This window comes from Vibrio sp. 10N.222.46.A1, from assembly GCF_041473595.1.
In the GTDB taxonomy this organism is placed as follows: Bacteria; Pseudomonadota; Gammaproteobacteria; order Enterobacterales; family Vibrionaceae; genus Vibrio; species Vibrio tasmaniensis_A.
This window is the reverse complement of sequence record NZ_JBFRSN010000409.1, coordinates 1-11,651: the sequence shown is the minus strand read 5'-3', so window position 1 is coordinate 11,651 and position 11,651 is coordinate 1. Positions and strand designations below refer to the sequence as shown.

At 45.1% G+C, this 11,651-nt stretch carries 10 protein-coding genes and 1 pseudogene; 2 read left to right on the top strand and 9 right to left on the bottom strand.

Going from position 1 to position 11,651, the window contains the following annotated elements:
• Window positions 1-219: pseudogene (locus AB4496_RS12880) on the top strand (dihydroorotase); the annotation flags it as partial.
• A 113-nt stretch (window positions 220-332) separates the two neighbouring features.
• Here AB4496_RS12880 and AB4496_RS12875 read toward each other — a convergent pair.
• Window positions 333-1,238, bottom strand: coding sequence for a DUF808 domain-containing protein (locus AB4496_RS12875; protein ID WP_102257524.1), 906 nt, complete (start codon window positions 1,236-1,238; stop codon window positions 333-335).
• Between the two features lie 175 nt (window positions 1,239-1,413).
• Between AB4496_RS12875 and AB4496_RS12870 the strand changes: the two genes are divergently transcribed.
• A complete protein-coding gene (locus AB4496_RS12870; protein WP_009845764.1) occupies window positions 1,414-2,340 on the top strand; it encodes a M14 family metallocarboxypeptidase in 927 nt (308 codons plus the stop codon).
• A 200-nt stretch (window positions 2,341-2,540) separates the two neighbouring features.
• On the opposite strand, the gene AB4496_RS12865 is transcribed toward AB4496_RS12870, so the two are convergent.
• The 8 genes from AB4496_RS12865 to AB4496_RS12830 all read right to left on the bottom strand — a co-directional run bounded on the left by AB4496_RS12865 (window position 2,541) and on the right by AB4496_RS12830 (window position 11,539).
• Window positions 2,541-4,148 carry a BCCT family transporter gene (locus AB4496_RS12865; protein WP_009845765.1) on the bottom strand — a complete coding sequence of 536 codons (1,608 nt, stop codon included), beginning with the start codon at window positions 4,146-4,148 and terminating at the stop codon, window positions 2,541-2,543.
• Between the two features lie 494 nt (window positions 4,149-4,642).
• On the bottom strand, window positions 4,643-5,215 hold the full coding sequence (locus tag AB4496_RS12860) for a malate synthase (RefSeq protein ID WP_009845766.1): 573 nt from the start codon (window positions 5,213-5,215) through the stop codon (window positions 4,643-4,645).
• A gap of 235 nt (window positions 5,216-5,450) precedes the next feature.
• Complete coding sequence (locus tag AB4496_RS12855; protein WP_009845767.1) at window positions 5,451-6,371, bottom strand: cache domain-containing protein; 921 nt, start codon at window positions 6,369-6,371, stop codon at window positions 5,451-5,453.
• 11 nt (window positions 6,372-6,382) lie between these two features.
• Window positions 6,383-7,723 (bottom strand): TRAP transporter large permease, encoded by a 1,341-nt coding sequence (locus tag AB4496_RS12850; protein ID WP_009845768.1) that lies wholly within the window; start codon window positions 7,721-7,723, stop codon window positions 6,383-6,385.
• Window positions 7,724-7,760: 37 nt separating this feature from the next.
• Complete coding sequence (locus tag AB4496_RS12845; RefSeq protein ID WP_009845769.1) at window positions 7,761-8,303, bottom strand: TRAP transporter small permease; 543 nt, start codon at window positions 8,301-8,303, stop codon at window positions 7,761-7,763.
• Between the two features lie 164 nt (window positions 8,304-8,467).
• Window positions 8,468-9,469 (bottom strand): TRAP transporter substrate-binding protein, encoded by a 1,002-nt coding sequence (locus AB4496_RS12840; RefSeq protein WP_009845770.1) that lies wholly within the window; start codon window positions 9,467-9,469, stop codon window positions 8,468-8,470.
• Window positions 9,470-9,586: 117 nt separating this feature from the next.
• A complete protein-coding gene (locus AB4496_RS12835) occupies window positions 9,587-11,053 on the bottom strand; it encodes an FAD-binding oxidoreductase (protein ID WP_009845771.1) in 1,467 nt (488 codons plus the stop codon).
• Between the two features lie 48 nt (window positions 11,054-11,101).
• The gene (locus tag AB4496_RS12830) at window positions 11,102-11,539 is read right to left on the bottom strand and encodes a nuclear transport factor 2 family protein (protein WP_009845772.1); all 438 of its coding nucleotides are present in this window, start codon (window positions 11,537-11,539) and stop codon (window positions 11,102-11,104) included.
• Between the last annotated feature and the right edge of the window lie 112 nt (window positions 11,540-11,651).

Sequence of the window (11,651 nt, the reverse complement as noted above, 5' to 3'; positions counted from 1 at the left end):
GTTGAACTGTACGCTGAAGTGTTCGATTTAGAAGGCAAGATAGAGAACCTAGAAGCGTTCGCGAGCCACAATGGTCCGGATTTCTACGGCATGCCACGTAATGCAGACACCATCACTCTTGTTAAAGAAGAATGGAATGTTGCTGAAACCATGCCTTTCGGTTCAGACATTGTTGTGCCAATCCGTGGCGGCGAGACGATTGCTTGGTCTGTAAAATAAGCGCTTGGGCTGTTAAATAAACGCCCTCCATTTAACGAAAAGGGTCACCATAATAATTATGGTGACCTTTTTTTTCGATGAAAGACTGTCTTATTATAATAAATAATGAACGATTACTTACCGCGCATTTTTCCAATCGCAGTCCAAACAGCAACGACAATCAAGCCAGCTAAAATCCCAATCACACCGTTTAATAACGTCGGTACCACCGCTGTCGCAATCGTATGTCCACTAAAATCCATAATAATCGGTTCAATTAAATGATGAATCGCAGGGACGTTGTGCACCACAATACCGCCACCAACCAAGAACATCGCAGCCGTACCGACCACAGCAAGCATCTTCATCAGCTTTGGTGCAAAGGCGACTAACCCATCACCCAAACGGGTTTTAATGGTACTGCCATTCGACGTGCGCTGGAGATAGAAACCTAAATCATCCAACTTAACGATCCCTGCCACTAAGCCATAAACACCAATCGTCATCACAACGGCTATCAAACTCACGACAAGAATCTGAGTAAGGATACTTGTACCCGTTACGGTACCTAGCGCAATCACAATGATTTCCGCAGATAATATGAAGTCGGTACGAATCGCGCCTGAGACCTTTCTCTTCTCATGTTCCTCTATGGATTCGCCAGTACTCGTATCCTCTTCCTTCTCGTCATGTTGATGAGTATGAGGAAAGAGCTTCTCTAAGATTTTCTCCGCCCCTTCAAAACAAAGAAACAGGCCACCAATCACGAGTAGTGGCATGATCAACCAAGGGATGAACGCACTGATCAATAATGCCGCCGGAACCAAAATCAGCTTATTTTTAAGTGAGCCTTTTGCGACCGCCCATACCACTGGAATTTCTCTTTCAGCAGAAACACCGGATACCTGCTGAGCGTTAAGGGCTAAATCGTCACCCAATACGCCTGCGGTTTTTTTAGCTGCCACCTTAGACATCAGTGCGACATCATCCAACACGGTTGCAATGTCATCTAGCAGTGTTAATAAACTTGCTCCAGCCATTTTATTGTCTCTTTATAAAAGATTGAACCATCGATGAAATGTAACATCATCAATTCACTCATCAAAGTTATGAGTCTGTAAAAAATAAAGTCACAAGTTGTGTTTTCTATTGCTGTCTCTGTTAGACAGGAATAATCTGTCTTAATCTTTCACGAACATAAAAGAAAAAGTATAGATGAAAAGTGAATCTACCTACCCAATTGGTAAGCCAGGACAAAAATGGCAACAAGCAGAACGTGAAGCATGGTTAGCTCAAAGAACGGTTAAGCGTGAATACCAACAAGAAGTTGTGCCAAAGATTAAAGCACTTGCAGACCGTTTTGACATCGAACAATACGGCGCACTGAGCTACGACGAAGCTCGCTTCCCACTTTTCGCAATTAAGAGCAAAAACAGGGACGAGTCAAAGCCGACCATTCTCGTTACAGGTGGCGTTCACGGTTACGAAACCAGTGGTGTGCATGGCGCTATCAAATTTGCAGCGACCCAAGCAGAGAAATACGCAGCGCACTTCAACATTGTAGTAGCACCTTGTGTAAGCCCTTGGGGTTACGAAGTGATCAACCGCTGGAACCCAAATGCTGTTGATCCAAACCGTTCTTTCTATGACGATACGCCAGCAGAAGAATCAGCAAACCTACGAGCTTTAGTGGCCTCTTTGCCAGAAGTATTGGTTCACGTTGACCTGCATGAGACGACAGACTCTGATGAAACTGAATTCCGCCCAGCACTTGCTGCTCGTGATGGCATTGAGTACATCGAAGGTATGATCCCAGATGGTTTCTACACGGTTGGCGATACAGAAAATCCGCAACCAGAATTCCAAGCGGCAGTAATTGCTTCAGTAGAAAAAGTAACGCACATTGCGCCTGCGGATGACGAAGGCAAGATCATTGGTTCAGACGTCACTCAACACGGTGTGATCAACTACCCAATGAAGAAGCTTGGCCTATGTGGCGGCGTGACCGACTGTAAGTACGGAACAACCACAGAGGTTTACCCAGACAGCGACAAAGTGACTGACGAAGAGTGTAATGACGCTCAAGTTGCTGCTGTAGTCGGTGCTTTGGATTACGTAATTCAACATGAATTGAACGCGTAAGCTATTAGCTAAAGCTGCTCCCTAAAACTAAAAAGAGCCACAAGTGACAATCCGCTTGTGGCTCTTTTTTTGTCTTTTCTCTTACCTTTGATTTCTTCTTGGGCATAAAAAAGCTCCCTTGCACACAGCACAAGAGAGCTTTGAAATAACGCTGAATAAGGAGTAATTAGCGAACTATATACTCCCCATACTCGATTACTTTATTTAGCGGTTTCACTAACGTTTTCTTGTCCTTTATCTACTTCAGTCAGTAGACCTTTCAACAAGCTAAAACAGCCAATCAGAAGAATGATCGTAAACGGCAGTGCAGCAATGATCGTGATCGATTGCAGAGCTTGGATAGATTGAGTACCACCAATCCACAGCATTACCATTGCGATAGCACCTGAGATAACCGCCCAAACCACTTTCTGTTTAACAGGAACTTCAAGCTTACCACCCGCTGTCATGCCATCGATAACGATAGAGCCTGAGTCTAGCGTTGTAACGAAGAACACAATGATCAGTGCGACTGCGAGAACTGACAGAATGCTACCGAACGAGTAAGCATCTAGCATGTAGAACAAGCTTAGAGATACGTCTGTAATGCCTTGGTCGAGGCCAAGTTGTCCCACATGGTTAATTACTTGCTCGATAGCCACGCCACCGAAGATCGACATCCAAGCCGACGTTACCAATGTTGGGATAATCAGTACGCAAAGTAGGAACTCACGAACCGTACGGCCCTTAGAAATGCGCGCTACGAACATACCGAAGAATGGTGCATACGCAACCCACCATGCCCAGTAGAACACAGTCCAACCATGCAGCCATGTTGTGTCTTCACGACCCGCACTTTGGCTCAAAGCTACGATGTTTTTCACATAGCCCGTTGCCGCAGTCGCCACAGAATCAAGCACTGTCGTAAAGTTCAATACAGCGATAAGACCAAGGAATACGAACGCTATAACCATGTTCAGGTTACTTAGGAACTTAACACCACCGTCCATGCCACGCATAACAGAGATGATCGCCAAACCCATAATCAAAACGATAATAGATTGCTGAAGGTAGATGTTGTTTTCCAAGCCAAACACGTGGCTAATACCACTTGCTGCTTGCGTACCACCTAGGCCCAATGAAGTCGCAAGGCCAAACAGAGTAACCAGTACCGTTAGTACGTCGATCACATCACCTGTTTTACCCCAAACTCGTTCACCCAGTATTGGGTAAAACACAGAACGCATTGATAGCGGTAAGCCTTTGTTGTAAACAAAGTACGCTAGACAAAGCGCCGTCATGCCATAGATAGCCCATGCATGAAAGCCCCAGTGGAATACGGTTGCACCAAGTGCCAGTTCACGGCCTGCTTCTGTAAAAGGTTCCGCATCTAATGGTGTTCCGAACCAGTTCGTGAAGAACGCGGTTGGCTCAGCAACACCCCAGAAAATAAGCCCGATACCCATACCGGCTGCGAATAACATCGCAATCCAAGATGACATCGAATAGTCCGCCGTCGCATCTTCGCCACCTAGACGAATCTTGCCCAACGGTGAAAATGCTAGAACAACAGCAAACGCTAGCATGATGTTAGCTCCCCACATAAACAGGAAGTCAAACTTTGATAAAACAGCACCCTTAATAGAATCAATAGCAGCTTTAGCGTCTGCTGGAGGAAGAGCAAGAAGAGTGATGATGAAGAGAAGAGATAAGCCTACTGAGGCTATGAAGACGGTGTTGTGGACATCCATGCCCCATTTACTGACGTTATCTTGACCAACTTGATAGTCAGTAGAATCGATACTGTATTTTTTTGATTTAAAACTCATAAATTATGATGTTCACATATCCGAATCAACGAATATAAGGACGCTCTCCATATCCAATTACTACTTGATTGGCTCGCCGCACCACCTAAATAGAGGCGATAAAAATCACAATGGTTGGTGATAAATGGACTTACTGGCTCAATCCCAAGGCGCGCATTATAGCACAGGTCGAAGCATTTTGACTGAGTTTTAGCTCAATAGTTACCCAGACTACCATTGATAGTGATAGTTAACCCAATAAAAGCAGAATAAAACAAACAGAAAAAAACATTAAAATACAACATGTTAAATTAAAATGACGCACCGTAAAATCTCATGCAAACTTTCTACAGATAATATTAACAATAGCCTGATTTATTTATAGCTCTAATAAAAAAGCCCCGCTATAGGGGCGGGGAAATTACCAAAGGTAAAAGAGAAATCAGTATTTAAATGTCAGTGCTATGTCTTGCTACGCTTCTCGCCACAGAACTGCACATTTCAAAGGCAGTACATTAAATCGCGAAGCAAAAGCCTAGGTTGTAATCTTCGCCATTCTTTTCAGTGAACTCTTTATCTTCACTCGAGGCGCTTGGTCGGCCGCTTTCATCACCCTTCACTAAGCTAACCCAGTGGCGAATACCAGAAGAGAGGTTCGCTTCAGTTTGGCCAAACGTGGTGCATGTCTCTAATTGAATGTCTTCGATGTTCACCAACTCTAAATTACCAGTTCCTTTGCGAGCACCTATCGTCACTTCAACATGGGTACCGCTCTCGTCTCGAAATAGAATTGACGATGGTTTAGATTTATCACCCGCATAAGCGACAAAGTGCTTCGCTCTTTTCAAGCCGGTGTGCTCGCCGTTTTTGAAGTAAACCTGAACATGTCGATAATCAATCTCGTAGCTCACTGCATCTTCGTGTGAACCCGCCTCTAAAGGGAATAGAGTATCAAGCAACTGTTTCGCCATTTTTTGTTTTTCGAGTTGCTTGTCTGCTTTCACCATTTCTACGGCAAAGACAGCTTCAGCAATAAATGTTGAATGGTTTCTGTGAAGTTCTGTTTTGTCTAGTGTCAGCATATTCATAATCTTTCCCTCTTACGGCTTTGAATTTCATGTAGGTCAAAAATCCTGATTGACCCTTTTCAAATGTGTTCTTTACTGTGTCGCTTCCATGTATTTCATACTACTTGTATTTTTTAAACAATTTCACAACAAAAATTTCACAGTGTGAATTTTACTAAATTGATTTTTTACACAAACCGGAATTTCCGCCCCCAGCCCTTTATCTAATTGGGCTGAGAGCTCATTAGACACACTTTTACGTGTTGTTTGATTTTGTGTAATAACCGACCCCAACCAATTTATTGTCGATCACTCGATAGTAGGTGTGCTTGGTTTCGACTTTGCTCGACAGGGGATTTAGCCATCGATAGGTGTAAACACCACGGCCATTTTCTTTGGCGAGATTTAACATCTCAGTGAGAATTGGCTTATCGTCAGGGCTTAGAATTTCGTTGTGTGAACGTCCAACAAGCTCAGGGGATACACCATGTGCAAGCAGCTTTCCAGAGCTCATGTCCATCACAAACACATATAAGTCTCCTTCAACAAAGCTACCCTCAGCGTCATTGAACTCAGTCAGGCTCTCTTGTTCTGACTCCACTATCGCTGTCATGGCTCTCGCCAATAGATTCTTTGCCTCAGCAGCACTTGAACGTTCTGGGTAATAACCCACCGCCACGATCACATCGCCCACTCGCTCAAAGAAGGTGGTTTTAGGCTCCCCCATGCGATCAGTTGGGTTGGTCCAGTGATACTTCACTTCACCGAAGCCGTTGTGTACCGCTTTCGTGATCATTTCTCGGAAAAATGGATTACCGTAAACGTCCTGAGTGTCTAAAACACTGTCGCCCACCAACACCATTGAAGAACCGCCACTGGCAAGGAATTGACCATCAATCCCCAAAGCGAATACATACAACTCACCATCTATGTATTCAGCATCGCTCATAAAGTCTTGAACGCTTTCATCGCCTTCTTTTTGTACATGGACAACCGCTTTAGCAAGCAGGGTTTTGGCTCTTCTTTCCGCGTCACTGACCACATGTGGCTCTGAAATATCGAGCACATTGACTGGCTCGTTTTCTTTCGCTGTTTCTGAATGTTCAGCACGCAATCCAATGCCACTGATCACTGCAAATACGGCACAACCAATAAGGATAATTCTTGATATATTCATAGTGACTTCTCCTAATAGCCCACTAAGGACGGTAGCCAAAGCGTAATTTGTGGGAAGAAAGCGATAACGAACACGCCGACTACCGATGCAAGAACAAAGGGATGGATCTTCGCGGTGATCTGCTCGACCGTGGCTCCGCCTATCCCCGAGGCGACAAAGATATTTTCACCGAGCGGCGGTGTAGCAAAACCTATCGATAACGTACACACCACCACAATACCTACGTGGGTTGGATCCGCGCCTAGCATGTACATGATTGGCAGCAGCACTGGCACGATAATCATGATCGCGGCTAACGTTTCCATGAACATACCGACGAAAAGCAATAGCACAATAGTCAGTGCCCACACCATGTACATGTTGTCAGTGAAACCTAGCAATGACTCAGCCACTACGACCGGAATTTTTTGTTCGATTAACAAGCGACCAAATACCGTTGCAGCGAATAGAATCAGCAACACACGCCCGGTAATCCATGTGGTTGTCGATAATGATTTGATGGTGCTTTTGAACGATAACTCTCGGTGAATAAACACACCCACAAACAGCGAATAGAAGATAGCCACAACCGCTGACTCTGTTGGTGTGAACATACCACTATAGATACCTCCGAGAATCAAAAATGGAGCCAGTATCGACCATATGCCACGGCGCAAAGCGTGTCTTACTTCGCCAAAGGACCAATTCTCAGACAGCCCTTTATAGCCTTCTCGCTTGGCAATGAAGTAGTTGGTGACGACGAGTGTAGATGCCATGATGAAGCCAGGAACAACGCCTGCAACAAACAATTTAGGAATAGATAAAGAAGCAAATTGCCCGTGTTGAGCGATGGCTTCAGGCGGTGCCATTAATCCCATTGCTGAGATGCCGAAAATAACTAACGGGATGGATGGCGGAATGATAATCCCCAAGCCCCCTGATGCGGCCGTTACTGCCGATGCGTAACTCTTATCATAATCTCGCTTAACCATTGCAGGCACCATTAGCATGCCTACCGCAGCTGTGGTTGCAGGGCCTGAACCTGAAATAGCACCAAAAAACAAACACGCCATGACCGTTGCAGCGCCAAGGCCACCCGTCACGGGTCCGGCTAAGCTCTCTGCAATATCCACCAGACGTTTGGAGATACCCGCCGCCTCCATTAATGCGCCAGCAAGAACAAAGGCTGGTAGTGCCATTAACGGGAAGTTACCCACCGAGGTAAACGCGATTTGTACTAAAGCGATGGGATTTTTATCGAGCAACATATAGGCCGCCATTGAAGCGCCGGCCAGTGATACTGTGATTGGTGCACCCAGAATTAACAGGGTTAAGAAGCCACCAAATAAAATTAGAGTTAAATAGGATTCCATTATTACATCTCTCTATTACGGCTATTCTCTGTGACGACTACTGTGATGACTTTTGTGCCGTCATTTTGCGCAGTTCTTTGACTTCAGGATCTTCGTTCTTAGCGCCCTTAAATAAGCGCTCGTAGTTGTTCCAGATAATGCGCAGCATCATTAGAGAAAATGCGATTGGCAAAATCATATAGAAGTATTTCATTGGGATGCCTGTCGTCTGAGACTTCCAGAACAAATTCATTTTGTTGAACACGAAATCGTAGCTGAGATAAACAAAGTAGCCGTTAAACAACAACCATAAGAAGTCAGCGATGGTTTCACAGACGGTCTGAACAATCGGGGGGAAGAACTTGAAGTGAAAACTGACTCGGTTATGCGCCGACATCTTGGCCGCAACAACAGCTCCTAGATAGGCAAACCAAACAAACATGTAAGTAGCGACTTCATCACCCCAAGGTATGGAGTAATCGAAAAGCTGACGAGTAAGGATTTGTGTGAACAGCAATAGGACAAAGCTTGCTAGCAACAAACAACATGTATATTCCTCAATGTTGTTAAGGTGCTTTTTTATTGTTTTAGCGACTGACATATAACCTCCAATGTTGATTTCCACATGACAACCAGTCGCTCGCGGTACTAAAAAGATCAGGTACTGGACAGATCAACGAGTAAAGCCATGTAAATGCCCTATCTAACCGTTCTATCGCTAGGTGATTAAGTAGCGAAGAACAGCAGATAGGGCGAATCTAATCGTTACTTTCTACCTAGTAACTCAAGAACGTCGTCTAGCTTGTCTTTGCCTCCAATGCTTGAATAGAACTTAGGCCAAACTGACTTAGTGACTTTGCTGATCCACTCTTGCTCGTTGTCTGCTGGGTCAGTGAAGACCATGCCTTTTGCTTGCAGTTCTTCACGGATCTTGTTTTCAGTATTTTCTAAGTATGCAAAGCTGTGCTCTGTCGCTTCCTGACCCGCTTCAAGAATGATCTTTTGCATTTCAGGCGTTTGTTGTTGGAAGACAGTTTCACTGACGATTAGCGGCTCAAGAGAGAAGATGTAGCGAAGGTTTGTGACGTACTTTTGTACTTCATTGAACTTCATCGCATGCACAGTGATGTATGGGTTGTCTTGACCATCAACCACGCCTTGCTGTAGGCCAGTAAATGTTTCTGACCATGCCATTGGTGTTGGGTTTACGCCCCATGCTTGGTAAGAAGCAATCATGATTTCGTTACGAGGAACACGAATCACTAGTCCTTTTAGATCCTCTGGTGAAGCCACTGACTTTTTAGAGTTAGTCAGAACTCTAAAACCAGAATAAGCCCAACCAACGATACGAACGCCTGCATCACGAATGGTGTTATCGACAAGGTCTTGACCCACTTGGCCTTGAGTTAATAGCACCGCTTCTTCTGCACTTTGAATAACATAAGGCATGGTCAATAGACCAACCGTTGGAGAGAAAGGCGTCACGTTGTTGATCGCCAATACTGAGAAGTCGAGAAGGCCGATTGCCGCGTCGTTGACGGTGTCTTGCTCGTTGCCCAATTGACCATTCGGGAACAGGTCGATTTTGACTTTACCGTCTGTTTTTTGCTCCATCAATTCAGAAAATGATGTCGCTAATTCCCACTGCGTACCACCAGCAGCATCGCCGATAGCCATTTTAAAATTTGCTGCTGCCGCGGTATGAGATAGCATCGCTGTTGCTACAATTGTGACGCCAGCAATAATTTTATTTTTAATCAATTTCATAGTCTTAACCTTTCATATCATACAGACGTCCTGCCTGTACTTTGCTCACAAGGTGACCTGGTACAACTTTCCTGGTCGTAGTTCTATTTCCCTATTTTGGAAACAATGTTCGAGTAGCTAAAGCACTTCATCCTTTAACGAATACCACTGATAAAGGAACTGTTGCCCTACTCTACGAAATGGTGCAAACATCTCAGATTCCACCACTTCCCTCACGTTGGGGAACGGAAGTTTTGATTCAAATATTGGCAAGTCAAGCTTATGACCTTCACCTGCGATCCACTGGGCAAGGCGCTTGCCTGCTTGAGCGGAGTACATCACACCATTGCCGCCATACCCTAGTGCGTAGAATATGGATTGCTTTGGATTCGGCTGATAGATTCTTGGCATCATGTCGTGGCTAACATCCACCCAACCCCACCATGAATAATCGATTTTGATCTGATCGAGAGAAGGGAATTTTCGGGTTAAATCCGCTCTCAACATATCTTCGTATTTCTTTTCAGGTGCATTCTTGCCACTGATGGCACTGCGTGTACCAATTTGCACTCGGTTATCCGGTAACAAACGGTAGTAATGACGCAGAATTCTGGTATCAGTAATCACCTGATTGGTTTTAAAGTTACACGCGGCGATTTCGTCTTGAGTTAACGGACGCGTCACCATCGAGTTAGAAAGTACGGGTAATAGGCGATTCTTAAGCTCTGAATGCAAACCTTGGCTTGTGTATCCGCCGGTACAAACACCGACAGAACGAGCCTTAACCACACCACCTGGCGTTTTCAGGTAATGCACACCGTTACGTGTTTCCCAACCCATCACAGGGCTTGCTGGGTGAACTTTTACACCGAGTGCTCTCGCCTTTCTTAGATAACCAAACGCCAATTTCCCAGCATGGATACCAATACCTTCTGGCTCATGCATTGCGCCTGCCGCTTCTTGATCACCAACGTAATCACGTTTTACGGTTTCCGCATCTAAGATCTGCGCATCGTAATCGAACGTGTCACGCAGCAACTTGGCTTCTTTCTCGAGTGTTGCCATCACTTTTGGACGGTGAGCAACGTATAAGTGGCCACCCGGCTGCGGGTCACAATCAATGTCTTTGATTAGAGATTTAAATGTGTTCATGCCATCGACGCATTCGCGGTGCATTTTTAGCGCGGTTTCGAGTCCCCAGCGTTCAATCCACTGAGAACGCTTCAAACGTCCTGACGCACACTGAGCCTGACCACCATTTCGGGTACTGCAGCCCCAACTCATACGGTTAGCTTCAATCACAGTCGCTTTAATGCCGTACATTTCAGCAAGGTGTATCGCGGTACTTAGGCCTGTGTAGCCTGAACCGATTATCGCCACATCGACATCCATATCCGATGTAATTGGGCCATCATCTTCAGGTGGTGCACCTGCGGTATCTACCCAATAAGTCGGGGCGTATTCCTTACCGTGACCGGGGCTCTTGTCTTTAAGTGGATCGTATTTTGGATCGTATTTATCTTGTGCTTGGGTGCTTTCTTTTGCTTGGGTGCTTGTCACCTTTGGCGGCACATCGGCTGCCGGTTGTTCCATTACTAAACTCATAATTCGACTCTCCTAGTCATAACACGTGAACGGGGTGCGATTTCGTGTCTAGCTCTTGGGAGTATTGCTGGGAGTCAAAAGAGGTCGTGTTTTACGGAAGGCATTTTTTACGCTGATTTTTCCCTCTTTCAGGGTAAACACATCAACCATACGAGCTTCGATGACAGTGCCATCAGGGTTAGTTGCAGAGAACGTTGATTCACTCACTGCGCGGTCACCACACACAAAGTGGACAGGGTCGCTCCAGGCTGCATCTGGAAAGTTCTGCCAAACCAATTCAAAGCTATTGCGAACGGCTTCGTACCCTTCGATAGTGTTTCCAAGTTCGCCTTCTCCTGCCACGGTGTGGAAGACACAGTCTTCGGTCATAAACGACATTAGCGCTTCAATATCATGGTTATTCCATGCATCACTAAAAGACTGTAAAAAGGCGGTGTCGACTTGGTTTTCCAGCACGAATGTCGCTGCATTGGTTTGCATATTCATATTCCAGAATCCTTTATGTTTTCGTTATTGGTTTAAATTTCAGTAGCTTTGCGCCACTTTTTTATTAGAGTGTTTAAACTAGATCTGTGAAATTTAACAACTTGATAACAAG

Excerpts from the sequence above, each read along its gene's own strand:
- AB4496_RS12835 (WP_009845771.1), bottom strand. The coding sequence starts at position 11,053 with ATGAGTTTAGTAATGGAACAACCGGCAGCCGATGTGCCGCCAAAGGTG.
- AB4496_RS12850 (WP_009845768.1), bottom strand. The coding sequence starts at position 7,723 with ATGGAATCCTATTTAACTCTAATTTTATTTGGTGGCTTCTTAACCCTG.
- AB4496_RS12875 (WP_102257524.1), bottom strand. The coding sequence starts at position 1,238 with ATGGCTGGAGCAAGTTTATTAACACTGCTAGATGACATTGCAACCGTG.
- AB4496_RS12855 (WP_009845767.1), bottom strand. The coding sequence starts at position 6,371 with ATGAATATATCAAGAATTATCCTTATTGGTTGTGCCGTATTTGCAGTG.
- AB4496_RS12845 (WP_009845769.1), bottom strand. The coding sequence starts at position 8,303 with ATGTCAGTCGCTAAAACAATAAAAAAGCACCTTAACAACATTGAGGAA.
- AB4496_RS12830 (WP_009845772.1), bottom strand. The coding sequence starts at position 11,539 with ATGAATATGCAAACCAATGCAGCGACATTCGTGCTGGAAAACCAAGTC.
- AB4496_RS12865 (WP_009845765.1), bottom strand. The coding sequence starts at position 4,148 with ATGAGTTTTAAATCAAAAAAATACAGTATCGATTCTACTGACTATCAA.
- AB4496_RS12870 (WP_009845764.1), top strand. The coding sequence starts at position 1,414 with ATGAAAAGTGAATCTACCTACCCAATTGGTAAGCCAGGACAAAAATGG.
- AB4496_RS12840 (WP_009845770.1), bottom strand. The coding sequence starts at position 9,469 with ATGAAATTGATTAAAAATAAAATTATTGCTGGCGTCACAATTGTAGCA.
- AB4496_RS12860 (WP_009845766.1), bottom strand. The coding sequence starts at position 5,215 with ATGAATATGCTGACACTAGACAAAACAGAACTTCACAGAAACCATTCA.